Source organism: Pseudoalteromonas mucoides, assembly GCF_049257175.1.
Classification (GTDB): domain Bacteria; phylum Pseudomonadota; class Gammaproteobacteria; order Enterobacterales; family Alteromonadaceae; genus Pseudoalteromonas.
Genome location: NZ_JBMMUC010000002.1, coordinates 147148 through 173508, shown reverse-complemented (window position 1 = coordinate 173508; position 26361 = coordinate 147148). Strand labels below are relative to the sequence as shown.

Below are 26361 nucleotides of genomic sequence, written 5' to 3'. Positions count from 1 at the left end.
GCGCCTATTTTTAAAATAAAAAAACTTAATGGCCGTATTATGAACAACCTCTTGGCACTTTCTGCCATCTCTTTAGCTTTAATCCAAAGCCAAGCCTTTGCTAATAACCAAAATGAAAATATTGAGCGCATTCATGTGACGGGCTCTCATATTAAACGTACTGATTTTGAAAGTGCCAGCCCGGTAACGGTTATTGATGCAGCGCAAATTGCTCAAACAGGCATAGTAAATGTGGAAGACTTACTACAGCGTATGTCTTTTTCTGCGGGGGTTGCAGGTAATGCCACTAACGCCTATTGGACCAGTGGGGGTTACGGTACAGCTCAAGTAAACTTAAGGGGAATGGGCATTAAACGTACTCTTGTACTACTTAATGGCCGACGTGTAGTAAACGGAGGAACAGGGGCTAATAGTTCTGTCGATTTAAATGTGATCCCCACATCGATTATAGAGCGAGTTGAAGTGCTTAAAGATGGTGCATCTGCTATTTATGGCGCTGATGCAGTTGCTGGGGTGGTTAATATCATCACTAAAACACAACTAGATGGCGCAGAGTTTATCGCTAAAATAGGCGCTGCCGATGATGGTGAAGGGCAAAGCCAAGAGCTGAGTTTTAATATAGGCGGTGAGTTTGAACGAGGCCATTTTGTTTTTAGTGCAAGCTATATAAATACCGAAGCAGTTAGGCAGTCAGACCGAATCGATTGCGCTAAAAGTGAAACGATTAATGACGATGGCAGTAGCCAGTTAGATTGTTTTGGCAGTGCAACAACCGCTGGTGGGCGCGCTTTATTAGCAGATGGTAGTAGCGTGCAGTTTAATCAAGACCCAAATGGTGATGGTAATAGCTATGAAGCTTATGACTCTGCTAAACATGGGTTTAATTATATCAGTTATTTAAATGCGGTTAACCCAAGTGAACGGATAAATGTATCGACCAATTTTACCTTTGAGCTGAGCGACAACATAAATTTATTTACCGAAGCACAGTACAGTAATCGTCAATCTGAGCAGATTGTAACACCGCGTAGTGTCAGTGGCATTATGGTGTCAAAAGACTTCGCTTATAATCCGACAGGGCAAGATTTAGAAATAACAAGGCGGCGTAATGTTGAGCTTGGCGCCCCGTATTTTTTCCAAGAAACCAATACCACACGTATTGTTGTTGGCCTTGATGGGGTATTAAATAATGATTGGACTTGGCAGCTTGCCTATAACTATGGCCGTAATACAGGCACCGATGGTTGGACGTTTGATCAAGATATTAGCAAAGTGGCCAATACGCTCGATGACAGTATTTGCAGCTATGAAAGTGGCGCTGTTATTCCCTGTGGGGATTGGTTTGGTGTTGATGAATTAAGCCCAGAGGTGATTGATTATGTAAAATATCGCCGAGAGGGCAATGGAGGCAATGAACTACGTTCACTAACCTTTAACTTATCGGGCGATTTAATTGAGCTGCCAGCAGGAGCACTTGCTTTTGCTTCAGGGCTTGAAAAACGTGATGAAAGCGGCTGGCGTAACCCAGATTCAACAGTACTTGCCAATGGCGGTGAAGATGCCATTGATGGCAGTTACTCAGTAATAGAGGGTTTTATAGAGCTTGCTATCCCAGTACTTGAGAGCGTTGAGGCGCAAGTTGCAACGCGGTATTCAGATTACAGTACGTTTGGTAGTAAGTTGACTTATAAATTAGGTCTAACATGGCAAGTTGTCGATAGTTTAATGCTACGAGGGGTTAAATCTACGGCGTTTAGGACACCAATGATCACTGAGCTTTTTGGTGGTACAAATGCTGAAAACCTGCGCACTATTGATCCCTGTGAGAACGCGGTGGGTGATATTGCAGCAAACTGCTTAGCAGCTGGTTTACCTGCTAATTTTGTGCAAGATGGTACAACGGTGCGTACCTCAGTTGGTGGAAATCCACAGGTAAATCCAGAATCAGCAGACACACTTACCCTAGGTATGGTTTGGCAGTCGAGTGCTATTGAAGGCTTATCGACTACGGTCGATTACTTTGATATCGAAGTTGAAGATGCCATTACCTCAGTCAATGGCTCAGATGCGCTCAAATTATGTTATACCGATCCTGATGTTTATAGCGCTTACTGCGATACATTTACCCGCCACCCTGTGACAGGTCAAGTTAACTCCTTAAGTCAACGCCCGGTAAATGCAGCATTTGAAAAGGTCAGCGGGATAGATTTCAACACGCGCTACAATACAGAATTGTTTGGTTTAACTAGTCAGTTTGAATTAGATGCCTCACGCTTGTTAAAGCACGAAACAACCCCGTTTGCAGGTCAAGATACGCAAAGTCTATTAGGGTATATCACCGAAGATCAGGGCAGTTATACCAAATGGCGCGCTAACTTAGGCGTGAGTGTCAAAGCTGATACGTGGTCGGCACATTATGCGATGCGTTATATTGGTACCGCAGACGATGTTAATGGTGGTGGTCCAATTGGCAGTGCAGTACCGAGCATTATTTATAACGACATTCAAGGGCGTTACTTTATTAGTCAAAACACTTCATTATCGATCGGAATTGATAATGTTTTTGATAAAAAAGCGCCGTTTTTAACATCATGGAATGATGCCAATACGGATGTAATGACCTACGACTTACTCGGTAGACGAGGTTATTTAAAGCTCAATATTAACTTTTAGTTGTTAAGCCAGATACACATTTATGTATCTGGCTATTTTTAGTTAACCAAAACTTAAGTTAATTAATAACGGTTTTAATGCTGCTAGTGCCGTCTTCTTCGGTGAATTTAAATACAAAGTCTTTCTTGTCGTCATTGTTAATATCGACTAAAAGTATATCGCTGTTGTTATCAGGGAGTTTATGTTTGATTTTTTTGCGCTTTGAGCTGAGTAAATTATCATTACCATAGTATACAGACAGTGTTTTACTGCCACTTTTATAAATGGCGTCGAGTTTGCTATCACCGTTGATATCAGCTAAAAATAAGGGTTTTAATGATGAATCGTTAGACATAGAAAGTGGGGTTTCCACCTCAAAGTCTGCATTAGGTTCTTCGCTAAATGTACCATCTGCAAGCTGCTTATGAACAGAGAACTCAACATCAACATCAGTATCACCGCCCCCCATGGCCATGGACGCTATGGTGCCAAAGCCAAAGTCGATATTAAATCGTTGTAATTCCATTAAGCCATCGTTATTAAAGTCCTCATCAAACTTTAAGTTACCTATCATACTTGTTTGTGGCAGAGCGACCGCTTGTGTTGAAAACCCACCGCCTGCAAGGCCCATATAAAGGTTGCGGTGCACTGTCGCACTCATGGCATCCATCCCATCAGCGTCAGGCATAATTTTGGTGATAAGATCGACAAAACCATCATTATTAATATCACGTATTAAATCTATATAGTGGAAATTGTCGTTTTCTATTTTTCCAAATTTTACAGGAAAGGTAATGTTAGTCACCTTATCGGCAAAAGTTGTATCTTTTGTTAGCAATACTTGGGCTTGTTTATCATTGCTAAACACCAAGTCAGTGCGGCCATCTTGGTTTACATCAATTACTTGTGGAGTAATACTTATATCAATATCTAATTTAAAGCGTTTGGATCTAAAGTCGCCCTTAAATTGTGCTTGTTTGGCAAATACGTGAGGGTGGAACTGCCCTTGTTGATCTTGAACGTAGAGTGTATTGGTTTCAATATCAGGTAATAAAATGTCACTTAGGCCATCATTGTTCGCGTCAATGACAAAGTTAACTTTAGTAAATTTGCTGACTTCTAATTGATTTAATACAGATTCAAATTTAAATAGCGGCGTGCTTTTACTCTGCTCGCTCAGATAGACACCATCAGTGGTTAAAACAAGCGCTTGAGGGTTTAAAGTATTTGCCAGCGTGGCAGTGTCAAAGCCAATTAAATTTTTAGGTAAAGTAAGCATCTGGTTTTGGTTATTTGCTAAATCAACCTTCGCAAGCTGTTGCAGCTCGTCGTTATAAGCAAACACAATTGGTGATTCTGTTGTAATTAATCCTTTTGTGGTTTTTATAGTCAATTGCTGGCTGGCAAAAGTGAGCGGCGCTAGAAGTAATACTGTTGTGGCTAATAAAGGCTTGAGCATTGTAAGTTCCATTTAAATTTAATCATCGATAAATTTTGTAAATATATTATTAACAATTAAGTGGGTTTTACAATCTTAGTTTTGTAAGCAAGTGTAATTTTGAAGTAAGTAGTAAACTCTTTTAAGTGACGATAAAAGGTGTGCTAAGATTTCTGATTAAAATAAAAACTTAAATGGAATTTAAATGAAGTATTTAACTTTATCCCTTTTACTATTAATGAGCTTTAGCTCTTTTTCTGCGAAGAATGCATCTTTACCTATCGAATCTTTTGCTTCATTAAAATCCTTTAGTCGGTTACAGCTTTCTCCTAATGGTGAAAATCTTGCTTTCGTCAGAAATGCCAACGGGGATCTTGTGCTGATGATCTATAACATTGAAAAATCTAGTTTCAAGTCAATCTTAAAATCAAATAATCAGACTATTTTCTTTGACTGGTATAAGTGGGCTAATGATGATGTTTTATTATTGGGTGCTCGTTATATTGAACGTCAACGTGGGGGGCTTAAATATGCTTCCACGCGGCTGCTCAGTTACAATATAAAGAGTAATGAATCAATTAAAGTGGCGACTAAACCTAATTTTCATCACGATGAGCGCCAGCCACAATTTGAAGACCAATTACTCAGTTTACTGCCGCAGAAAAATGACACTATTCTAATTCAAGCCGATTACGATATCCCAAATATGCCAGCTGTTTATGAACTTGACTTAAATAGTCAGAAAAAAAAGAAAGTACAACGTGCACGAAGTAATGTTATTAACTGGGTAGCTGATCGACAGGGAAAAGTTCGTATTGCAAAAAAAATGGAAGAAGATAAGTTTGACTATGAATTTTTGAATCTAGAGTCAGGTAATTGGGAGCCTTTATTTAGTCATAGAGCGTTTAGTAGAAAAAGTGTGGCTATTTTAGGTTTTGATAAAAACCCCAATTATATATATATAAAAGCAGCTCACAATGGCCGTGATGCAATTTTTAAAATTGATCTTATTACTAAAAACCGCGAGCTAATTTATAGTGATGATAAGTACGATGTTGATGGTAATATTTTTTATTCTCCTAAAACGGGTGAAGTTGCAGGGTTTACTCATTCACACCTATCAGATGGAGTCCAGTATTGGGATCCCGAGTTAATCTCATTACATACAGCAGTAAGAAGTGTACTACCCGCTGATGAATATTATGTAAATATTTTAAATACGAGTGACGATCAACAAAAGTACGTATTATTTATGAGCTCAGATTCAACTTCTGGTCAGTACTTACTCGGTGACCGAAAGAAGAATACTTTGTCTATATTTGCTACTGACTACCCGGACATAGATGAAATGGTATACCGTGGTAAAGAGCGTATACGTTTTAAAGCGCGTGATGGATTACAAATTGAGGGATATTTAACCTTGCCTGTCACTTATAAGAAGGGTAACAAATTACCGACAATTATATTTCCTCATGGTGGGCCAATGGCTCGTGACTATGCTGGCTTTGATTACTGGACTGCGCTGTTGGCCTATCACGGTTATGCTGTACTCCAACCAAACTTTCGCGGTTCAAGCGGTTACGGTTATGAATTTTTAATGAAATCAATTCAAGGGTATGGTCAAGCAATGCAGGATGATTTGCAAGATAGTGCACTTTGGCTTGTAGAGCAAGGGATAGCGAATAAAGATAAAATTTGTATTGGTGGTGCAAGTTATGGTGGTTATGCAGCGTTAATGGCTGTTGTTAAGCATCCTGAAACTTTTAAATGTGCAGCAAGCTTTGCTGGCCTTAGTGATTTAGTACGTGTAGTGAGTAAAGCGCGGCACTTTACAAATAAGGACATCGTTAGAAAACAGTTCGGTACAGACGGTGATGTATTAGAAAAAAGTTCACCGGTTAATTATGCTAAACAAATAAATCGCCCAGTGCTGCTCATACATGGTACTGATGATAATGTTGTGCCTGTTTATCATAGTAGAGAAATGCATGATGAATTAGAAGATGAAGATAAAGATGTGACGTATATCGAGCTTGAATACGGCGATCATTATCTATCGTATCAACCGCACAGAGTTAAAACGCTGCAAGCATTTTTAGATTTTTTTGATAAGCACTTAAAATAAGAAAAAGGCGACTCAAATCGCCTTTTTAACCTTAGTTAAGCCTTCAAATAGAAAGGTTTAGGTTGGTTCACCAAAGTCATTAGTGTTATGGCGTTCTGCTAATTGCTCTTCTTCAGGGCCCCAGACGCGATTAACTCTTTTGCCGCGTTTTACCGCTGGGCGTCGCTCAATTTGTTTAGCCCAGCGAACCACATGGGTATAAGACTCAACATCTAAAAATTCAGCAGCTTCATATGAGTTGTTTATCACTAAATTGCCGTACCACGGCCAAATAGCAATATCGGCAATTGAATACTCACTACCTGCCATATAATCATGGTCACTTAAATGACGATTAAGAACATCTAGTTGACGCTTAACCTCCATGGTAAAACGGTCAATAGGGTATTGCATTTTGACCGGCGCATAAGCGTAAAAGTGGCCAAATCCACCGCCTAAATAGGGGGCAGAACCCATTTGCCAAAACAACCAATTACGACATGCAGTTTTACTGGTGTGATCGCTTGGGATCAAGACATCAAATTTTTCAGCTAAGTATTGTAAAATCGCACCCGACTCAAACACACGTGTAACTGGATTAGTGGAGTGATCCATTAAGGCGGGTATTTTAGAATTAGGATTAACACCGACAAAGCCAGATCCGAACTGATCACCATCACTAATTTTAATTAAAAATGCATCATACTCAGCTTCACTAATACCAAGCTCTAACAGCTCTTCGAGCATAATAGTGACTTTTTGGCCATTGGGAGTCGCTAAAGAATACAGCTGAAGCGGATGCTCACCAATGGGTAAGTCTTGCTGGTGGGTTGCACCTGCGATTGGCCTATTTATTTTAGCCCATTCACCGCCACTTTCTGCATCCCATTGCCAAACTGCTGGGGGCGTATAGTCGTCGTTGTTACTCATCAAAACTCCTCAAACGTTGGTTACTTAAATCAAGGTATAGATGCTATTACGAATACTCCATCCTAGTTGATCATTAAGACCAAGGGAAGTAAAGTTATGTTTGATCATGAAAAACCAATCCTTAATACTCAACTGAGCAAATTTTGATAAAAAACACGCAACTTAAAATTGCTACCTTTAATCTGTTTAACTACCTTGAGCCGCCTAATGCATTTTATGAATTTGAGCGTATTTATAGTGCGCAGCAGTGGACCAAAAAGCAGCGTTGGATAACGGATTATTTAACTGAAAATCGACCAGATGTAATTGGCTTTCAAGAAGTGTTTAGTATTGAGTCCCTCAAACTATTACTAAGTGGCCTTGGCTATGAATATTTCGCAGTAGTTGATGAGCCAGAGGTGATAGATGATTTTATATATAAACGTCCAGTAGTTGCGATTGCCTCACGATATCCAATTGTTGCTGTGGCGGCCGTAGAACATGATACTGAACTTGCGAAAGGCCTTGGCTTGAGTGATTCATTTACATTTAGCCGCCAAGTGCTTAGAGCGACAATTGAGCTGCCACATATAGGTTTAAGTGATTGTTATGTCGTACACTTTAAATCTAAACGTTCGATGATAGAAGCTGCAGAGTGCAAAGTTACAACACCTGAAAAGAATATTATTGAACAGTTGAAGGCGGATATCGCAGGTGGTTGGGCATCAACCGTCCAGCGAGGGAGTGAAGCCACCTTATTAATGCTTGAAATGATCAAGCGCCGCGAGGCCACTCAAAACCCAATGCTGCTAATGGGGGATTTTAATAATAATCTAACCGATGGCGTGCTTACTCACTTAGTCACCAGCTCACTGCGCTTTGCCCCTGCATTTGATAGCAAAACCTACCTTGAAAAATATTGTTTAAATGATGCGTGGCAGCTATTTGTAAAGGCGCAAACCGACTGTACTGAACAAGCAAAGCAAGAAGCTACAACTGTGCTTAAACGCACTCCCACACATTATTTTGGTGCAAGCAGCTCGGTACTTGATTATATATTGTTATCTTGTGAGTTTGATGCAAGTTACGACGATAGCTTCTTTTCAGTAAGTGATTATTATACCTACGATAGGCATTTGGTTAACCCCGTGTTTGAGCGAGATGACCAAAGCACGGACCATGCAGTGGTACTTATTACATTAACCTTGAGATCTTAAAATTGAGTAAATCGATACATGTATTGTTATTAGTGGTGACATGCCTAGCGTGTATGAAAGTAAATGCTGAAAACATTAAGCCTTTTACATCAGATGGCTGTAGTTCTTTTCCTGATGGTACATTTAAACAGAATGAGCTTTGGCTAGGGTGCTGTACTGATCATGACTATAGTTATTGGCAAGGCGGTACATATAATGAAAGACTTGAAGCAGATAAAGAGCTACGAGAATGTGTACATGCCGTCGGCGAACCGCAAATAGCCCAACTTATGCTCGCAGGTGTTAGAGTAGGTGGCAGTCCTTATTTACCAACATCATTTAGATGGGGTTATGGTTGGTCTTACCCACGCTGGTATCAAGCGTTAACTGATAATGAAAAAGCACAGATAGAAAAACTTAAAGTTGACGATGCGAATTGATACTTTATTTTCAACTCGCCAACTCGCCAACTCGCCAACTCGCCAACTCGCCAACTCGCCAACTCGCCAACTCGCCAACTCGCTAGAGCCTAGTGTTCTTATCTTTTTTTGCTAGATAATAACCAATCACTATACCGGCAATAGCCCCAAAAAAATGACTCTCAAAAGATACATGAGGTCGTTGAGGTAATACGCCCCAGATTAAACCACTATATAAAAATACCACTACAACGCTTATTGCTATGGCTTTAAATGAGCGATGCATGAAGCCGTAGCAAATTAAAAAGCCCCACAAACCATACAATACGCCACTAAGTCCAACATGAATATTGCTACGGCCAAATAACCAAACTAACAACCCACCAGCGAGGGCTGTGAAAATAAACACCAACCAAAACCGCTTAACACTGTATTGGCAAACCAACCAACCAAGCACAGCAAAGGGAATTAAATTACTTATTAAGTGTGCCCAACCGCCATGTAAAAACGGTGCGAAAAAAATTCCAGTTAAACCACTAAGGCTGCGCGGGTATATACCTAAGCCATTTAAATTAACACCCGGTAAGCTATTAAAAACTTGTAATGCAGTACATAGTAAAATGATGCCAATAAGTGTAAAGCGCTTACTGGATAAAGGAGGGACGCTCAAAGAGATTTTTTTGGTTGGCATACTTAGCTTAATTGAAAATGGGTTTGGGTGAGTATACCTATCTTGATGCTTAAATGAAAAGCCCTACCCAGTAGGCAAGGCTTTAAAATCAAAAGTTAACCTAATTTGGTTAGTAGCTTTTTAGCGGCAAGCTCAGAACTTGCTGGATTTTGACCGGTGATCACAAGCCCGTCTTCTAGTGCAAGTACGCCCCAGTCATCGGTTTTTTGGTAATCGCCACCTTTTTTGATTAGCTCGTCTTCAACTAGAAATGGCACAATGTCAGTAAGTTGTACTGCGGCTTCCTCTGTATTACTAAAGCCTGTTACTTTTTTACCTGCAACTAATGCATTTCCCTCTGTGTCTTTAATATTTAAAAATGCAGCGCTCGCATGACAAACCGCGGCAACGGGTTTTTGTTGCTGAATAAAGTTTTCAATTAAGTTTATAGAGTCAGCGTTATCAACTAAATCCCATAGTGGGCCATGGCCGCCTGGGTAAAATACGGCATCAAAATCGCTGGCGTTTACTTCGCTTAAAATTTTGGTATTAGCCATCAATGTTTTTGCTGCACTGTCGTTGTCATAACGTTTAGTGGCATCCGTTTCAAAGTCGGCTAGTGTACTTGTCGGATCAATAGGTGGCTGACCACCTTCAGGTGATGCTAAGGTTACTTCTGCACCCGCATCGATGAAAGCATAATAAGGGGCTGCGAATTCTTCTACCCAAAAACCTGTTTTTTCACCTGTGTTGCCTAAATCAGCATGTGAAGTAAGAACCATAAGTATTTTTTTAGCCATGACGATATTCCTTCTGATGAAATGAATTTTAATCTGTTAATTACTATATGCGTCAAGCTGAGTTTAAACAACGATGATAAATTTAACTTTATTGATTTAAAAATTGATACAGTATACCCAAACCACCTCAAGATGCAGAATTCAGCGTTTCACAGGGGCTTAATATCAAGGCGTTACTTTGCAAGAATGGCAGTCCCTTTTAAGAAGTAACAACGATGAGAGTAAGTCTCTGTGGAACGCCCAAAGGGTTGGTTTAAAAGCGATTTATACTGCGTTATTGATTTTAACAATAGAACCACTATTACTTGCAATCAATGCCTTGCCTAAATCGCTTTTAATTCCAACTGAAACTCGCATCTTGAGGTAGTTTGGGTATAAATGAGTTTAAAGTTGGAGTGACCATGAAAGTTTCATTTGAACAATTAAAAAGTATGGTGGTGTTTGCACAAATTGTTGAGCAAGGTAGCTTAACAGCAGCTGCAAAACAGTTAGGTTTAACCCGTGCTGTGGCGAGCTATCACTTAAAAAAATTAGAAACCCAGCTTGAAGTGAGTTTACTAAATCGCTCTACACGGACCATGGCGTTAACAGAGGCGGGTATTGCCTACTATGAACGTTGTAGGGTTATTACAGAGCAAGCAAATGCTGCAAACCAACAGATAGAAAACATTAAAAATGAGCCTCAGGGGTTATTAAAAATAAGCTGCCCTGTAAATGTTGGTATGCAATTGATAGTACCGGCCATTAACGACTTTAAACGCCAATACCCGAAAATCGATATCGACTTACAGTTAAGTGATGAAGTTGTTGATATTATAAAACATGGGTTTGATTTTGCGATTCGTGGTGTAGCTCTTAATGATTCCAATTTACAAGCAACTAAGCTAACAGTGATGAGTACTTGTATTTGTGGCTCGCCAGATTACTTTGCTCACTTTGGTAAGCCTAAAACGCCAGAGCAACTTAAAGCGCATAAATGGGTGGTGTATCAGTTAGGGAGTAAAACACTAACATTGCAAAAAGAGGGCAAAAAATACGGTTTGATTATGCAAGGCGGGTTAAGCACTAATAACGCCGCAGCACGTACTGCGTTTGTTGAAGCAGGGCACGGTATCGGACGCATTCCTCTTTATGATGCGTGGCCTAAAGTGCAAGCCGGTTTGCTAGAAATTGTATTGGATGATTACAAAAGTAAAGACATCGAGCTCTATGGCGTATTTCCGCCTGGCGGTGCTGGGTCGAAGAAGTTGCGTCTATTTATTGATTACCTTAAAAATTACTTTGTAAAAAAGCACACCGCTTTGGGTATGCTTAAAAGTAACTAACACAGCAGCCAGTTGCTTAAAATAAGCTTATAAAGTACGACTGAATAACGCCACTGCTTGCTGATACATGGCAATCGCTAATGCAGGGTCGTAGCGTTCGCCTTCGTCTCGCATAAACGCATGCTGTGCATTTACTTCTTGCCATTGGTAGTTAATGCCCGTTGTTACAGCTTGCTGATAGATTTTAGCGCGGCCTTCTTGTGGTACATGCGGGTCTTGCTTCCCCCAAATAAAGTGAATTTCACCTTGGATATCAGCCATACGTTCGAACGAATTATTGCCAGTTCTTGCTGGTAAAGTATCACTGTGAATGTCTGTAGCATATAAACAAAATGCCGCTTTAATTGCTGGGTTTAGTGCCGCTCTGTAAGCTAAATGCCCACCAATACAGACACCCATCGCACCCACTGAGCCAGTACAATAGTGTTGTGTTTGTGCAAAATCGATTAATGCTTGAGTATCGCTGTCATGGGATTCAAGTGGTTTTGCCCATTTATCCGCATTGCCTTTGTCTTTACCTTCGTCGTCGTAAGCAAGCACAGTCCCTATAGGATTTAACTCATGAAACACTTCTGGTACCAATACTACAAAACCGTGACCGGCTAAAATAGCTGCGCTGCGTGCAATGGGAGCGGTTTGTTGGAAAATCTCAGAGTAAAAAATTATAGCCGGAAACTGTCCATCCGCTTGAGGGCGATAAACACTGGTACGCATAGTACCCGTTGCCGTTTCGATATCATGGCTTTGGTGCTGAATAATCATAGTGAGCCTTATACTAAAGAATATGGCCTATCATAACAAAGCAAAAAGGATTACTCACTGTTTGCCATATTCATGCAACTGGCATAATAACTTACCGTTGCAGGCCAGTCTGAAAATATGGCCATTACGCCAACTTTTTGGGCGAGCACATCAACCACTTTCATCATGTCGCCATCGCGATCAATTGCTTGTTTAATCGATTGATAGTAATAACCACCACCGCTATTTAGCGGGCCAGAGCGTTCAAGGCTCCATGCTATAAGTTTAAGCCCTGCGGCTTTAGCGGAAGTAGCGTAAGAGGACGGCACAATCTGTTTGTTGTCATCAAGCGCTAACAGCATCCAAATAGGTGGCGCAAGAATACGTATGCCGTCATCATAAAGCTCTGCCATACTTGGTTGCCACGTCGCAGGGTTGTTTGGGTTAAAATTAGTTGTTTCGTCGCGACCATCTAAGTACACACTGTTGTTTGCAAACTCAGGGTTATTGTTTATCCAATATTTTACGTCATCGAGGTTAAATGATTGTGGAAAAACGTGGTCACTCGGCACGTTTTGCGCTGAGTATTCATCAAGCATCTTCTGTGCATAATGGGCTTGAGTAAAGCCATTAAATGGCATGGTTACTTGCGGCGACTTAAGCTCTGGGATCATTTTTACATCCAGCTGCTTGAATAGGGTAATGCTTTGTTTATGGCTCATTAATGTGCCATTACTCGCGTATAAATCAGTGCGCCAACTCGGCGTACCATTTAAATATTCAGCGACGGTGGTGGCTTCGCTATCGGCGCCGTCCATTTTACCTTTTAACGTTAAGAACTCAGCGAGAGTAATATCGCTGGTGCAGCATTTTGCTTGAGCCGGTTGGCCGTTTTGAGCAGGCTTAAATGGCACGGTACATTTTGCGGCAAGTTCAGGTACGGCTAAAATATTGGTGGTGGTATGTAAATCACATTGAGAATGGCGACACACAAGCTCTTTATCTTTGGTAAAGGCTACATCGCACTCCAAAACACCCGCGCCCATTCGCGCTGCTGCGATATAAGACTCTTTAGTATGCTCAGGATATTGCATTGGCGCACCACGGTGACCAATGGAAAAGTCTGTTTTGTAAAAAGGGCCTTCGCTACATGCCTGCAGTTGTGTTTTTAGCTCACTGGCTGGCATATCGTTAATGAGATAATAAGGCCGAGAGCCCACTTGAATATTTTTACTTTGGGGCGTTTGGCTACAAGCACTCAGCAATACTATCAATGATGTACAAATCAGTAATTTCATAAAACCCTCACAACTCATTAATGACAGTCTAGGCTTTATTTATGGCATTTCTATTAAGGTATTGATTCAATAATAGAGCTGAGATAATAATCGCACCGCCAATACTGAGCTTTACAAGGTCAGCTTCGCGATTCCAAATTACCACGTTAACCAAAATACCGGCGGGAATGAGTAAATTATTCATCACAGCTAAGCCACCGACGTTAACCTGAGTTGCGCCCTTATTCCATGCAAAATAACCAAAGCCAGAGGCAATTGTCCCTAAGTAAATAAGAATTCCCCATTGAGTGCTGGTGGTGGGAAGCTTATTGGTATCACCAAATAAAGCAAAACATACACATGCAACAATCAGTGCGCCAACGAAAAACCAGCCAAACACGGTACGTTGTGGTAGCTCACTACCAGCCATTAAGCGTTTGTAGGTGACTTGCCCGGTGGCAAAACATAAGTTTGCAGCTTGAACCAGCAATAAGCCTAAAATAAAGTTTTCATCAACACCTTCGTAACGAATCGCAATTGCTCCTGCTATAGCAATTAATGCAACCAGCAAATATTGGGGATTAAATCGGCGTTCAATTACATCGTTCAACAGTGCGATGTATAAAGGTGTCATTACAGTAAAGAGTAATACTTCGGGTACGCTAAGGTATAAAAACGAATGGTAATAAAAGCTATACATGGCACCCAGTTGTATTGCACCAATAAGCATCAGCTTAGCAATGACAACTTTGGGGACGGTTTTAAATTTTAAAAATGGTAAAAACACTAATGTCGCTAGAGCTACACGTATTAGCACGCTAAACCATGCATCAACTTGGCCTGCCAAGTACACGCCGATTAAACTAAATGAAAAAGCCCAAAGTAGGGTGGTAGCTAACAGGTAGGTCATGGTTGAGTTATCTTTGCAAAAAATACGATTCTATACCAGTGAGCGATAAAATAATAATCGTATAATAAAAAGCTCCGCTAAAGCTGCGGAGCCTGTAGTTTTTATTGTTGTGCTACAAACTGTTTTGCATCGGCTTTTAGTTGCTCTAGTGCCGCTTTGTTGTAATAACGACTATGCGAAATAACCCCTGTGAGTTTTTGCGTGTTGCGTACATCAACTAATGGGTTAGCAGTTAAGAAAATGATATCGGCGATTTTACCTTCTGTTAGTTCACCAAATTGCTCACTCTTACCTAAAAACTCAGGCCCAGCAAGGGTTGCTGATTGCAGTGTTTGTAAAGGTGTTAAACCGTAGTCACTAAAAATAGCCAGCTCTTGATGTAGTGATATGCCAGGATAAATAAATGAATTTAAAAAACCCGCATCGGTTCCGGCAATAATTGATACTCCAGCTTGTTGAGCTAATGGGAGTAGTTGGGCTGTTTTAACAAAGCGATCTTTACGTTGTTCTATTTGCACCTCTGTATCTTTATTAGCTCTATCTACACGCCATTGATACGTGGCTTTAAGGCCTTTGCCAATATAATTTAAAAACTCATCATCTCGATGGTTATCTTCATCAATATAGGCGGTAATTTGCCCGCCAATTAAAGTGGGTACAACTGCTGTATTATTCTCAGCCAATACTGCGTATTTATTTAAAGCGGTTTGGGTATCAATATTGGCGGTGATAATAGGTAAGGCACTACTGTATTTAAGTTCACCGGAAGCCACTTTAGCCGAAATCTCAGGCTCATTGCTTGCAGCGGCTTTTAATAAGTAGGTCATGTGTTCGATAGCATCTAATCCCGCATTAGATACGTCTGTAACCGACAGTGAAAAAGGAATATGCCCTGATATTTGATAGCCACGCTTTTTTACTTCTTTTACAGCTTTTAAATAAAGTTCAGGGGTTAATGCGCTGTCGGTGATTTTGATAAAATCGACATTCATATCATCAAGGGTATCTATCGCGGCGTTCATTTCTGCGACTGTTTCAACTTCTAAATCGCCAGGCCAAATTGAATCTTTACCTTCTAGTTTTGGTCCCGATGTATAAATTGTTGGGCCAGCTAATTGGTTGTTATTTATTTGCGATCGCCAATGCAAAACTGATTCACTTAAATCAGCAGCGGCATCACGCACCGTTGTAATACCGTATGCTAAATATAGCGGTAAGAGTTGCTTGTTTTCTTCAATAAGCGCTTCTCCACCACCAAAGTGCACATGCATATCCCAAAGGCCAGGCATTAGGTATTGATCATTTGCATCAATGTAGTTTTCAACAATATAGTTACTTTTAAGTGATTGGTTGCTACGTTTTATGATCACACCATCGCGTATGGCGAGAGATTGCTTTTGAGTTAGTAAGCCCGTTTTCACATCTATAATGGTTGCATTAGCGATAACAATATCGGCATGTTCAGTGGGTTTAGCTACACATGCAGCTAATACTAAGCAAGTTGAGAATAGCAGTGTATGTTTCATTTTTTAGCCTTGAATTTTTTATTCAGACTAGCACAGGGAAAATGAGAGGGAGTTAATTTGAGTTAGAAGGTCAATAATACAGGATGATTGTTAGAAAAATGAGAGCCTGTTGTAGGCTCTCATTAAAATTAGCTTTTGTTATTCAACTAAACCACGGCGCTTAAGTAATGCGTCAGTAGTTGGCTTTTGACCACGGAACTCAATGTAGCTTTGCATTAAGTCACGGCTGTTACCTTTTGATAGAATTTCTTTACGGAAGTTATCACCGTTTTCACGAGTAAGACCACCTTGCTCTGTCATGTGAGCAAATGCATCGGCTGCAAACACTTCAGTCCAAAGGTAAGCGTAGTAACCCGCTGAGTAACCACCGGCAAAAGTATGGCTAAAGTAGCAAGACTTATAGCGTGGTGGTACTGGGTAATAGGCGATTCCGTGTTTTTCTAGTGCTTCGTGCTCAAACTTTTGCACGTCGGTGATATTCATGTCAGAACCAAATGAGTGCCATTCCATATCTAGTAATGCCGCGGCTAAATACTCAGTTGTACCAAACCCTTGGTTAAAGTTTTGTGACTCTAAAACTTTATCAAGTAGCTCTTTTGGAATTGGCTCACCCGTTTTATAGTGCTTAGCGTAGTTAGCAAGGACTGTTGGTTCAATATTCCAATCTTCATGTGCTTGAGAAGGAAACTCAACAAAGTCACGTGCTGTTGCAGTACCGGCAAGGCTTGGGTATTTAACATCTGAGAATAAACCGTGTGCTGCATGACCAAACTCATGGAACATAGTGGTTACTTCAGAGAAGGTCATTAAGGTTGGCTGACCTTCTGCAGGCTTAGGAATATTTTGCGCATTATAAATAACAGGTTGGGTGCCTTTTAAGCCACTTTGGCCAACGTATGAGCTCATCCATGCACCACCACGTTTACCTTCACGTGCGTATGGGTCCATATAGAATAAACCAATTGCGCTGCCATCAGCGTTAAATACTTCAAACGCCATTACATCTTCGTGGTAAAGCGGTAGGTCTTTACGCTCTTTAAACGTAATACCGTAAAGTTTTTCCATTGCGAAGAACATGCCATCGTGGATCACCGATTGCATTTCAAAGTATGGCTTAACTAAAGCTGGATCTAGGTCATATTTAGCTTGGCGTACTTTTTCTGAGTAGAACGCCCAATCCCACGGTTGTACTGCAAATGTTTCGCCTGATGCATCAATTACTTTTTGAATCTCAGCAGCTTCTGCTTTGGCTTTATTCACGGCCTTTGGTGCTAAATCATCTAAAATACCGTAAACGTTCTCGGTAGTTTTAGCCATACGCGTGGTCATTACATATGACGCCCAATCTTTATAACCGAGTAACTCCGCTTTTTGTGCACGTAAGTTGGTCTCTTTAATGATAATAGGGCCGTTAGTGTCTTGTGCACGTGTTGCAGAAGCTTTAAAAATACGCTCACGAAGTTTGCGGTTTTCAAGGCTGCTTAAGATAGGCTGTTGTGTCGTGTTCACAAGCGTGATCATGTAGCCTTCTTTACCTGCTTTTTTCGCAGCAGCGGCTAGGTTTTCAATTTCGCCTTCAGACAAACCAGCTAACTCGCTTTTATCTGTCACTAGTACAACGTCTTCTTTAAATGACTTTAATACGTTTTGCGAAAATGCAGTTGATAGCTTAGCAAGCTCAGCGTTAATTTCACGCATTTTTGTTTTTTGTGTTTCGTTTAGCTTTGCACCGGCATTAATAAACTTAGTGTAGTAAAACTCAACTAAACGTTGATCTTCAGCGTTTAAGCTGTCTTTATCGTTATACACACTTTCAACACGGTTAAATAGTGCTTTATTTAGGAAGATATCATCAGAATGGGCTGACAATACAGGTGCCATTTTAGCGGCAATACGTTGGTATTCTGAATCAGAAATTAAACCCGATAAGTTATAAAATGCAGTTGAGACACGATCAAGAAGCTCACCAGAGAATTCCATTTCAACTAACGTATTCTCGAATGTTGCAGGTGCTGGATTATTAGCGATAGCAGCAATTTCAGCCTTTTGCTGTGCAATACCTGCATCGAAAACAGGTTCATAATCTTTTGTTCCAAATTTATCAAACTCTGGCGCCATATATTGCAGTGGGCTTGGCTTCATTAAAACGTTATCAACATTCATTGTTTGTACTTGCGTTGCTTGTTCAGTTGAATCTTCAACTTGTTGTGAACTACAAGCTGAGAGTAATAAAGCGCTGGCGATAGTGCTAGCGATGAGAGATTTGCGCATAAGAGCTCCAATAAAAAAATTAGCCTTTAAAAACAAGTAAGGCATTAGCATCCTAACTTAGCAAATTTTGGATTATATACAACAAAGTTTATCGGTTTATTGGGGGGATTGAGCGCAAAAAATAAGAAAAGCAGATAAGTTATCGGTAAAAATTAAAAAGTAGCTTAATTATAAACGCTATAAAAAAGCTACTTTTGGGTTGTTGTCATATTACCTAATGGGTAATTTAGAAAATAGTTAATCATGCTAGGCAAAATTAGTTGTAGCCGAGTACAAACTTCTTTTCGCTACCAAAACCTTCCGGTTGTGCATGACCAAATTCTTTATTAATTGAATTCAGCGTTTGCTCTTGCTCAGCCAATACACATAAAATTTTGTTACGGTAAGCTAAGCTTGATTCGAATAGCGCTAGATCAACCAATGGCTGTAAGCTGGCTAATTTTTGATTTAAGGTTAATTGTGACATCGCGTTCTCCTCGTGCTGTATTGACCTTACAATATAGGTATAGCAGCGGTTGTAAATAATTGTTAATATTTTGTTCATAAAGAGCATAGTGAACTTAATCGTTCTGCACTTAAAGGGTATTATGGCGTGTCAAACTTACTTAACCCTGAATAGCTAAACTTTTTTCTGCGGATGGTTATGAACTTAGAACAGGTCGTTCATTTTTTTTGTAATCTAGTTTAAGGCGCAGCGATATTCACTTCAGTATTTACAAAGTGTTTGAGTAATATAATGTTGTTATTTGATTCCCGCGGTGCGATATCGACTTAGGTGGTGAGATTGTGATGTCGCGTAAGGACTATCAAAGCTAAATTGATTTAATCGCTGGGGATTATTGAATAGGTATAAATGCCTTGAAACAGTAATGCTCCAAGGCTTACTTATTATTGTAAAGTACCAAGTTTTTTAAGCTTCAAAGAAAAGCCAACAATTAAGGTACCAAAAATAACGGCGTATGTTGCAACTAACCACAGCAGGGTATGAATACCCGCACTTGGGTTAAACACAAGGTATAAACCAAATGTTACCGACAATACACCAGTAATAATCAATAGCCATTCACCTGATATTTCTGCCCTTAACTTGACCGCAACGAGTATCTCAACAGCGCCAATAGCAATTGCCCAAGCAGCTACATAATAAAGTAATAAAATAGTTGTTACGTTTGGCGCAAGCAAGGTAACCAATCCAGCAATAATAGATAACACACCGCCCACTAATAACCATTGCCAATAAGGATTATGTTGTTTGGAATTCCATGCAACCCAACTGCGTAGTATACCGTCAAATAAAAAGTAACCAGCAAAAAACAATAACATAATACTTAACGATGCTTCGGGGGCTAACCAAGTTAGTACCCCTAATACGATTGCTATTAGTCCACGTATAAAAAGCACGGACCAGTTTTTTGCAAGTGTTGTTGTTAGATTCATCTTGTTCCTTAATGATAAGCATAAGTTTACGAATTTCGAATACACTATACGTTAGTCTGTGAGGTTATTTAGGTCAAACTTTGTTCTTTTTAACTAAAAACGGATTTATTAGGATTATGAAGGCTAGCGCGTGTTTATCTTTTGAGGTTCAATTAGCAGGAGTGTGTTTGGTATTTAGGCAAGGCAAAGCCTGTTGTGGTGCTATCCTTAGGTTTTATTATAAATGCGATTAACTCTTTGTTGCTTACATGGATGTAGATAAAGGCGTAAGCAGGACGCGAAAGCTTTGCAGCACTTTTACACTGTGTGAGAATTCAAACTCCACAAGACGTTTTGCCTTTATGTCAGCTTGCAAGCAGCATTGGATGACCATGAAAAAATAGCAGATGATCCTTGCCGTGTTAAATTCAAAGGGTTCACACCTTGGGCATTACAAATTGATGTACTAAGCTATGTTAACACCATCGATTTTGCTGTTTATATGGAAGTAATTGAAGAGCTAAATATGGCAATACTTGGTTTACTAAATGAACATAACTGTGAGCTGGCAAATCCTGAATTTGCCAGAGTAAGTGCCTAAATACGAAATAAACGATTTAACCATGTAAGAGATACTTATTATCATTTACATGGTTTGGCTACAATTTTGCAGTTGCTTGATACAGGACATATGTCCGCTAAAGTTGAAAATAATTGCATAAAATGGTCTAAGTTCGCTGATTGTGTCGTTAATTGTTGTAAAAAGATTATTTAAATGTACATATTTATGCAGTAATAATGTCATGAAGTGTTATAATCTTCATCGTTCGTTCAGCCTCACTACTTCGTTTTGCACTCTCGACAGTGAGGTCCGCGCAGCTTAATATAAGGCGCGAAAAATTGGCCGAGCCCGCTAAGTGAACTAGCGCAACACATACACCGTTGAACAAGAGTGCACACAAAAGGCTAAACCCCAACATGAAAGCAATGAAAAGATCTACGTTAGCAACCCTTATTAATGCAACGTTGTTCTCTGCAGTAGCAGGTACTTCATTTTCAAGCGCAGCAGAAGACGCCCCCGCTGCAGAAAAAAGCAATCAATTAGAAGTTATTCAAATCACCGCACGTAAACGTGTAGAAAACGCACAGGAAGTTCCTGTAGCGGCATCTGCTTTACAAGGTGATGGGTTAGAGGCAGCAAGCTCTGCTGGTATGGATATTCGCTTTTTAAATGCGAAAATCCCAAGTTTAACTGTTGAATCTTCATTTGGTCGTTCATTCCCACGCTTTTATGTTCGTGGTCTTGGTAACTCAGATTTCGATTTGAACTCATCGCAACCAGTATCTTTAGTGGTAGATGAAATCGTTCAAGAAAGCCCTATTTTAAAAGGCTTCCCTGTATTTGATACGGGGCGAGTTGAAGTTCTTCGTGGACCTCAAGGAACGCTGTTTGGTCGTAATACACCGGCTGGCTTAGTTAAAATTGATTCTGCGCGCCCAACGCAAGATTTTGAAGGTTATGCTGCTTTATCTTATGGTTCATTCAATTCAATCGATTTTGAGGGTGCTGTAAGTGGTGGATTAACTGATAACTTATCTGCTCGTGTATCTTTATTACGCCAAGAGCGTGATGATTATATTGATAACCGTTTAGCAGGCAACGAAATTGATGACGCTACGGGCGGCTATCAAGAAACTGCGGCGCGTGTGCAGTTTTTATATGAGAAAGATGATTTAAGTGCACTATTTAATTACCACACTCGTGATTTAAATGGTAAACCAATTGTATTCCATGCAAATGCTATTGAAGCGGGTACTAATAATCCTCGCGCTGATTTTGACCCAGAAGTTATTTATCAAGATTCAGTACAGTTTGCGACGCAAAATGTAGAATCTCAAGGTGCAAGCTTAAAAGTTGAATATGACTTTAATGACTACACTTTAACGTCAATCACAGGTTGGGAAAGTGCAGAGATTTACTCACGCGCGGATGTTGATGGTGGTTACGGTTGTGGTAATACATTTGTTCCTGGCTGCCCTACACCTGAGATGGGACCAGGTTTCATATTCTTAGCATCTGAAACGGCAGATGCACTACCAGATCATAATCAATACACGCAAGAATTACGTTTATCGAGTGACTTTGCTGGTGATTTTAACTATCAAGTGGGTGCTTTTTATTATAATGAAGAGCAGGTCATTGAGACTTATGGTTATGACGGTTTAGGTGCAAATTTCTTAACGGGTTATGTACGCCAAGATCAGGAAACGACTGCATGGGCTGTATTCGCGTCAAGTGAATATCAGTTAACTGATAAGTTAGAAATCACTGCTGGTTTACGTTATTCAGATGATAAGCGAGACTTTACTGCATCACGTTATGCATCACCAGAGTCAACTACCGCTAACTTAACTAAATCAGTGGCACCAGAAGATAGCCATGTATCATGGGATTTAGCTGCTGCTTATAAATACTCAGATGACGTAAATTTATTTGTTCGTGCTGCTAATGGTTTCCGTGCACCGAGCGTTCAAGGTCGTATTTTATTCAGTGATGATGTAACCGTTGCCGATTCTGAAACAATTAACTCAATCGAAGCAGGTATCAAGTCAGACGTACTTGATGGTAGCGGCCGTATTAATGCAACCGTTTTTTACTATCAAATGGATGATCAGCAGCTAACGGCTGTTGGTGGTGATGCAGGAAATACAGCTCGTCTGCTCAATGCAGATAAAACAGTTGGTTATGGTTTTGAACTAGATACTCAGTGGGTATTATCAGACAACTTTGATGCGACATTTAACTTTAGTTATAACAATACTGAGTTACAAGATGATGGTTTATACTCACAAGGTTGTTTTGCTTGTACTATAACAGATCCGCTTACAGGTCAAGGTTATAGCTTAGACGGTAATAGCTTACCGCATGCGCCAGAGTGGATTGCTAACTTTATTTTACGCTATACAAAAGAAGTAGGTGATGGTGAGTTTTACGCTTACACTGATTGGTCTTATCGTAGCGAAATTGACTTCTTCTTATATGAGTCAGTTGAATTTACTGGTGAGGCTCTACTTGAAGGTGGCGTGCGCACTGGTTATAAGTGGTTCTCAGGTGACTATGAATACGAAGTTGCTGCATTTGCGCGTAATATAACTGATGAGCAAGTATTTATTGGCGGTGTTGATTTTAGTAATAATTCAGCCATCGTGAATGAGCCACGCTTTATTGGCGCAGAGTTTAAAGTTAACTTCTTTTAAAGTTAATTAAATACATATAAAACCCGCTTTTAAAGCGGGTTTTTTCGTTTATATTACTATCTGTTACTGCTAAAGTAGCATTAATTATAATTTAAAGAGAATGCCCATGGCTGGATTTTGGAATTACCGCGTAATTTTTTGTGAAGCTACCAAAGATGAAGCAGCACAATATCAAATTCATGAAGTTGAATATAACCTAAATGGTAAAGTATCTAACTGGTCTGAAACCGGTGCTGCACCATTTGGTAACACGGTTGAAGAACTACAAGCAGATAGTGAACGCCTAAAAACGGCATTTGATAAGCCGGTACTAAAAGTGGTTCGTAAAGAACGTGGTTATGAACTTGTTGACGTTGAAACCGGTGAAGAGGCCTTTGCCGAGCCACCAGCAGGCTTAACGCAATAATGTAAAATGAAAAGGTGCCAAGTGCACCTTTTTTAACGCTTTAAATAAGGAGTGACGATGACTTTACAGGCAATTTTATTTGATATGGACGGTACCTTGGTTGACTCCGAAAGTGTGCATTTTAATTGCTGGAATGACATTTTAGCCGAGTACGGTATTCGTTATGAAGAAGATGAGTTTTGTCAGCGTTTTTCAGGTAAAGCGACCGTAGAAGCCGCAAAAGAAGTCGTTGCTCTTTATAACTTGGCAATTACTCCGCAAGCGCTTGCTCAAAGAAAGTATGATTACTTTAGTGAGTTTGTCACAACTCACTTGCCACCACTTATGCCATTTGCAAAAGAAACCTTACTCGCGGTGAAACAAACGGGTCTAAAGATGGCGTTAGTGACAGGCAGTGCACGAGATGAAGCCTTACCTATCCTTAAAGGGTATGGTTTTTATGAACTGTTTGACTGTGTAGTAACAAAAGATGATGTGGTTAACCCAAAACCTGCAGGCGACCCGTACTTATTAGCACTGCAAACACTGTCGATTAGCCCTGAAAATGCCGTCGCGGTTGAAGATACCAATACTGGTGTGACAGCTGCTTTTAACGCAGCGCTTGCTGTGGTAGCGGTGCCTAATAAACATACTTTAAATCATGATCTAAGCAAAGCGACGGCACAGTTAGTTAATTTGCAGGAGTTTTTGCAATGGGTACAAAATAAACTATAGTTTAAGTATCTATTTTGTAAGGATACGACCATGAAAAAAGGACTCTATACTTTATTATATTCTTGGCTAATTTTACTAAACTTACCTTGTTTATCCCAAAGCGTTGATGAAGCAAGTATTTCACCACACGTACAACTTGCGAAAGTGTATGAGCAAAGCAACAAAGTTGATGTGTCTGAATACTTAGTTAGTGAAAAGTTTGACGGCGTGAGAGCTATTTGGACAGGTGCTGAATTTGTCACGCGAAATGGCAATCCTATTAACCCTCCAGCTTGGTTTAGCAGTGTGTTGCCTAATGTATGGCTCGATGGGGAGCTTTGGACACAGCATAATGACTTTGCAGCTATAAGTGGAATTGTGCGCACAGCCACACCGGTAGACAGTGATTGGCAGAAGGTGACTTTTCGTGTGTTTGATATGCCCGATCAGACAAACCCTTTCAGCATTCGTTATAAGAATTATCAGCAACTGGTTCAAGTCATTAATAAACCACATATCATTGCTGTAGAGCAACACCAGTTTTCATCAAACCAAGCGCTTACCGCCTTTTTTGAACGTATAACTAAACGCGGTGGAGAAGGGGTTATGCTGCACCTTGCAAGCGCAAAACATCAAAATGGCCGTACATCAGCACTATTAAAACTCAAGCCTTACTTTGATGACGAAGCCATTATACTTGGCTATTTACCAGGTAAAGGTAAGTACTTAGGTATGCTTGGTGCAATGCGAGTTAAAAATGAAGCCGGCATTGAATTTACTATCGGCACCGGCTTTAGTGATTTACAAAGGCAAAATCCCCCCGCTATTGGTGCAAAGATAACGTACCGTTATCATGGCTATACAAAAAATGGATTACCTCGCTTTGCCAGCTTTTTACGTGAGCGTGTGCAGGAATAACATTTTAAAGCGGCGTTAAATGTGCTAAATTGCGCGGCCTTTTTGTCGTCAATGTGGTGAAGCAATGGTAGTAGGTTTTGATTATGGTAGCTCTAATTGTGCAATGGGTATCATCGGCGAGAATAATCTTGTGGAACTTGTACCTCTGGAGCAAGGTAAGCATTACTTGCCATCGACTCTATACACTCACCATAGTGCATTAGTCGTTGATTTTGTTGCTAAGCACCTAACTGGCACTTCATTCGAACACGATTATAAAAGCCAGCGCCAAGCCTTGTTAAATACATTGCCACGTATAAAGTCTGACCTTGATTTAGCGGTTAATGAACAAAGCTTATTTATTGGCCGTGAAGCAATTAACGAGTATGTGCAATTTCCTGAAGAAGGTTACTTTGTTAAATCGCCGAAATCATTTTTTGGCGCAACGGGCTTAAAACAAGGGCAAATCAACTTTTTTGAAGACATTGCAACAGCAATGATTTTAAAAATAAAACAACGCGCTGAAGCGTCTTTACAACAATCCTTAACACATACAGTGATTGGCCGCCCAGTCAACTTTCAGGCTGTGGGTGGCGAAGAGTCAAATCAGCAAGCCATTGGTATTTTGGAACGCGCCGCTAAACGTGCAGGTTTTAAAGAGGTTGCATTTTTATATGAGCCTTTAGCCGCAGGGATTGATTATGAAAGTAATTTGACTCAAAACCAAAAAGTACTCGTAGTTGATATTGGTGGTGGTACGAGTGATTGCTCATTTGTGCAAATGGGCCCTGTTTTTCGTGGTCATAGCGAGCGTGATAATGACTTCTTAGCCCACAGCGGTAAACGTATCGGTGGAAACGACCTTGATATTGCACTGAGTTATCACGGTTTAATGCCATTATTAGGTCTTGGGAGTTCGTTTAAATCGGGTTTACCATTACCTAATCAACCTTTTTGGCAGGCATGTAAAATTAACGATGTGAATTTGCAAAGCCAATTTTATGCGCAAACACATACACGCGAGCTAATGACTCAACTTCGTGAAGTAAGTGAACCTGAGCTGTATCAACGGTTAATTAATTTACAGCAAAATAAGCAAGGGCATCAGTTAGTGCAACAAGGGGAAGCCGCCAAAATTGCCTTATCGTCTGAGCAAAGCCATAACTGCAATTTAGACTTCTTAGCAAAGGATTTATCTAAAATATTGAATTTAAGTGATCTAGCGTTAGCTGTTGATGACTCTATAAGTCAAATAGTGACCTTGGCTAAAGAAGCAATTAAAGAGGCTGGTGTTGCACCTGATGTTATTTATCTAACTGGTGGCAGTGCTCAGTCACCTTTAATAAAAGCCGCACTTAAGCAACATTTAGGTGATATTAATATGGTGAACGGCGATCACTTTGGTAGTGTTACCGCCGGTTTAACTAAGTGGGCAAATATGCTTTATAAGTAA

The 26361-nt window shown here is 40.2% G+C and carries 22 protein-coding genes; 11 read left to right on the top strand and 11 right to left on the bottom strand.

The window, feature by feature from the left end; translation table 11 throughout:
• Positions 1-39 precede the first annotated feature (39 nt).
• The gene (locus AAEU30_RS02460; protein ID WP_421959157.1) at positions 40-2673 is read left to right on the top strand and encodes a TonB-dependent receptor; all 2634 of its coding nucleotides are present in this window, start codon (positions 40-42) and stop codon (positions 2671-2673) included.
• Positions 2674-2731: 58 nt separating this feature from the next.
• Here the strand turns inward: AAEU30_RS02460 and AAEU30_RS02455 are convergent, their stop codons facing one another.
• A complete protein-coding gene (locus AAEU30_RS02455) occupies positions 2732-4111 on the bottom strand; it encodes an FG-GAP repeat domain-containing protein (protein WP_421959156.1) in 1380 nt (459 codons plus the stop codon).
• Between the two features lie 184 nt (positions 4112-4295).
• Here AAEU30_RS02455 and AAEU30_RS02450 point away from each other — a divergent pair, with 184 nt between their 5' ends.
• The gene (locus tag AAEU30_RS02450; protein WP_421959155.1) at positions 4296-6215 is read left to right on the top strand and encodes an alpha/beta hydrolase family protein; all 1920 of its coding nucleotides are present in this window, start codon (positions 4296-4298) and stop codon (positions 6213-6215) included.
• 57 nt (positions 6216-6272) lie between these two features.
• Here the strand turns inward: AAEU30_RS02450 and yghU are convergent, their stop codons facing one another.
• Positions 6273-7124 carry a glutathione-dependent disulfide-bond oxidoreductase gene (yghU, locus tag AAEU30_RS02445; RefSeq protein ID WP_421959154.1) on the bottom strand — a complete coding sequence of 284 codons (852 nt, stop codon included), beginning with the start codon at positions 7122-7124 and terminating at the stop codon, positions 6273-6275.
• 182 nt (positions 7125-7306) lie between these two features.
• On the opposite strand from yghU, the gene AAEU30_RS02440 reads away from it, so the two are divergent.
• Positions 7307-8320 carry an endonuclease/exonuclease/phosphatase family protein gene (locus tag AAEU30_RS02440; protein WP_421959315.1) on the top strand — a complete coding sequence of 338 codons (1014 nt, stop codon included), beginning with the start codon at positions 7307-7309 and terminating at the stop codon, positions 8318-8320.
• 53 nt (positions 8321-8373) lie between these two features.
• A complete protein-coding gene (locus AAEU30_RS02435; RefSeq protein ID WP_421959314.1) occupies positions 8374-8739 on the top strand; it encodes a hypothetical protein in 366 nt (121 codons plus the stop codon).
• An 82-nt stretch (positions 8740-8821) separates the two neighbouring features.
• Here the strand turns inward: AAEU30_RS02435 and AAEU30_RS02430 are convergent, their stop codons facing one another.
• Positions 8822-9409 carry a rhomboid family intramembrane serine protease gene (locus AAEU30_RS02430; RefSeq protein WP_421959153.1) on the bottom strand — a complete coding sequence of 196 codons (588 nt, stop codon included), beginning with the start codon at positions 9407-9409 and terminating at the stop codon, positions 8822-8824.
• 95 nt (positions 9410-9504) lie between these two features.
• Positions 9505-10188, bottom strand: coding sequence for a type 1 glutamine amidotransferase domain-containing protein (locus AAEU30_RS02425; protein WP_421959152.1), 684 nt, complete (start codon positions 10186-10188; stop codon positions 9505-9507).
• A gap of 401 nt (positions 10189-10589) precedes the next feature.
• On the opposite strand from AAEU30_RS02425, the gene AAEU30_RS02420 reads away from it, so the two are divergent.
• Positions 10590-11513: a LysR family transcriptional regulator gene (locus AAEU30_RS02420; protein ID WP_421959151.1), complete on the top strand. Its 924-nt coding sequence runs from the start codon at positions 10590-10592 to the stop codon at positions 11511-11513.
• Between the two features lie 27 nt (positions 11514-11540).
• Here the strand turns inward: AAEU30_RS02420 and AAEU30_RS02415 are convergent, their stop codons facing one another.
• The 7 genes from AAEU30_RS02415 to AAEU30_RS02385 form a co-directional block, all read right to left on the bottom strand.
• Positions 11541-12275 (bottom strand): dienelactone hydrolase family protein, encoded by a 735-nt coding sequence (locus AAEU30_RS02415; protein ID WP_421959150.1) that lies wholly within the window; start codon positions 12273-12275, stop codon positions 11541-11543.
• A 50-nt stretch (positions 12276-12325) separates the two neighbouring features.
• A complete protein-coding gene (locus AAEU30_RS02410) occupies positions 12326-13552 on the bottom strand; it encodes a glycerophosphodiester phosphodiesterase family protein (protein ID WP_421959149.1) in 1227 nt (408 codons plus the stop codon).
• Between the two features lie 28 nt (positions 13553-13580).
• Positions 13581-14441, bottom strand: coding sequence for a carboxylate/amino acid/amine transporter (locus tag AAEU30_RS02405; protein ID WP_421959148.1), 861 nt, complete (start codon positions 14439-14441; stop codon positions 13581-13583).
• 101 nt (positions 14442-14542) lie between these two features.
• A complete protein-coding gene (locus AAEU30_RS02400; RefSeq protein ID WP_421959147.1) occupies positions 14543-15967 on the bottom strand; it encodes an amidohydrolase family protein in 1425 nt (474 codons plus the stop codon).
• 138 nt (positions 15968-16105) lie between these two features.
• Positions 16106-18238 (bottom strand): M3 family metallopeptidase, encoded by a 2133-nt coding sequence (locus AAEU30_RS02395; protein WP_421959146.1) that lies wholly within the window; start codon positions 18236-18238, stop codon positions 16106-16108.
• Positions 18239-18494: 256 nt separating this feature from the next.
• Positions 18495-18704 carry a hypothetical protein gene (locus tag AAEU30_RS02390; protein ID WP_087532048.1) on the bottom strand — a complete coding sequence of 70 codons (210 nt, stop codon included), beginning with the start codon at positions 18702-18704 and terminating at the stop codon, positions 18495-18497.
• Between the two features lie 422 nt (positions 18705-19126).
• The gene (locus tag AAEU30_RS02385) at positions 19127-19675 is read right to left on the bottom strand and encodes an HdeD family acid-resistance protein (protein ID WP_421959145.1); all 549 of its coding nucleotides are present in this window, start codon (positions 19673-19675) and stop codon (positions 19127-19129) included.
• A 361-nt stretch (positions 19676-20036) separates the two neighbouring features.
• Between AAEU30_RS02385 and AAEU30_RS02380 the strand changes: the two genes are divergently transcribed.
• The 6 genes from AAEU30_RS02380 (at position 20037) to yegD (ending at position 26361) form a co-directional block, all read left to right on the top strand.
• Entirely contained in the window at positions 20037-20255 is a 219-nt protein-coding gene (locus AAEU30_RS02380) for a hypothetical protein (protein ID WP_421959144.1), read from the top strand.
• Positions 20256-20632: 377 nt separating this feature from the next.
• Positions 20633-22912, top strand: a complete 2280-nt coding sequence (locus AAEU30_RS02375) for a TonB-dependent receptor (RefSeq protein ID WP_421959143.1) — start codon at positions 20633-20635, stop codon at positions 22910-22912.
• A 106-nt stretch (positions 22913-23018) separates the two neighbouring features.
• A complete protein-coding gene (locus AAEU30_RS02370) occupies positions 23019-23318 on the top strand; it encodes a hypothetical protein (RefSeq protein ID WP_421959142.1) in 300 nt (99 codons plus the stop codon).
• 57 nt (positions 23319-23375) lie between these two features.
• Complete coding sequence (locus tag AAEU30_RS02365; RefSeq protein ID WP_421959141.1) at positions 23376-24032, top strand: HAD family hydrolase; 657 nt, start codon at positions 23376-23378, stop codon at positions 24030-24032.
• 30 nt (positions 24033-24062) lie between these two features.
• The gene (locus tag AAEU30_RS02360) at positions 24063-24929 is read left to right on the top strand and encodes a DNA ligase (protein ID WP_421959140.1); all 867 of its coding nucleotides are present in this window, start codon (positions 24063-24065) and stop codon (positions 24927-24929) included.
• A 64-nt stretch (positions 24930-24993) separates the two neighbouring features.
• On the top strand, positions 24994-26361 hold the full coding sequence (gene yegD / locus AAEU30_RS02355; RefSeq protein ID WP_421959139.1) for a molecular chaperone: 1368 nt from the start codon (positions 24994-24996) through the stop codon (positions 26359-26361).

Excerpts from the sequence above, each read along its gene's own strand:
- AAEU30_RS02460 (WP_421959157.1), top strand. The coding sequence starts at position 40 with ATGAACAACCTCTTGGCACTTTCTGCCATCTCTTTAGCTTTAATCCAA.
- AAEU30_RS02455 (WP_421959156.1), bottom strand. The coding sequence starts at position 4,111 with ATGCTCAAGCCTTTATTAGCCACAACAGTATTACTTCTAGCGCCGCTC.
- AAEU30_RS02450 (WP_421959155.1), top strand. The coding sequence starts at position 4,296 with ATGAAGTATTTAACTTTATCCCTTTTACTATTAATGAGCTTTAGCTCT.
- yghU (WP_421959154.1), bottom strand. The coding sequence starts at position 7,124 with ATGAGTAACAACGACGACTATACGCCCCCAGCAGTTTGGCAATGGGAT.
- AAEU30_RS02435 (WP_421959314.1), top strand. The coding sequence starts at position 8,374 with ATGAAAGTAAATGCTGAAAACATTAAGCCTTTTACATCAGATGGCTGT.
- AAEU30_RS02430 (WP_421959153.1), bottom strand. The coding sequence starts at position 9,409 with ATGCCAACCAAAAAAATCTCTTTGAGCGTCCCTCCTTTATCCAGTAAG.
- AAEU30_RS02425 (WP_421959152.1), bottom strand. The coding sequence starts at position 10,188 with ATGGCTAAAAAAATACTTATGGTTCTTACTTCACATGCTGATTTAGGC.
- AAEU30_RS02420 (WP_421959151.1), top strand. The coding sequence starts at position 10,590 with ATGAAAGTTTCATTTGAACAATTAAAAAGTATGGTGGTGTTTGCACAA.
- AAEU30_RS02415 (WP_421959150.1), bottom strand. The coding sequence starts at position 12,275 with ATGATTATTCAGCACCAAAGCCATGATATCGAAACGGCAACGGGTACT.
- AAEU30_RS02410 (WP_421959149.1), bottom strand. The coding sequence starts at position 13,552 with ATGAAATTACTGATTTGTACATCATTGATAGTATTGCTGAGTGCTTGT.
- AAEU30_RS02405 (WP_421959148.1), bottom strand. The coding sequence starts at position 14,441 with ATGACCTACCTGTTAGCTACCACCCTACTTTGGGCTTTTTCATTTAGT.
- AAEU30_RS02400 (WP_421959147.1), bottom strand. The coding sequence starts at position 15,967 with ATGAAACATACACTGCTATTCTCAACTTGCTTAGTATTAGCTGCATGT.
- AAEU30_RS02395 (WP_421959146.1), bottom strand. The coding sequence starts at position 18,238 with ATGCGCAAATCTCTCATCGCTAGCACTATCGCCAGCGCTTTATTACTC.
- AAEU30_RS02390 (WP_087532048.1), bottom strand. The coding sequence starts at position 18,704 with ATGTCACAATTAACCTTAAATCAAAAATTAGCCAGCTTACAGCCATTG.
- AAEU30_RS02385 (WP_421959145.1), bottom strand. The coding sequence starts at position 19,675 with ATGAATCTAACAACAACACTTGCAAAAAACTGGTCCGTGCTTTTTATA.
- AAEU30_RS02375 (WP_421959143.1), top strand. The coding sequence starts at position 20,633 with ATGAAAGCAATGAAAAGATCTACGTTAGCAACCCTTATTAATGCAACG.
- AAEU30_RS02370 (WP_421959142.1), top strand. The coding sequence starts at position 23,019 with ATGGCTGGATTTTGGAATTACCGCGTAATTTTTTGTGAAGCTACCAAA.
- AAEU30_RS02365 (WP_421959141.1), top strand. The coding sequence starts at position 23,376 with ATGACTTTACAGGCAATTTTATTTGATATGGACGGTACCTTGGTTGAC.
- AAEU30_RS02360 (WP_421959140.1), top strand. The coding sequence starts at position 24,063 with ATGAAAAAAGGACTCTATACTTTATTATATTCTTGGCTAATTTTACTA.
- yegD (WP_421959139.1), top strand. The coding sequence starts at position 24,994 with ATGGTAGTAGGTTTTGATTATGGTAGCTCTAATTGTGCAATGGGTATC.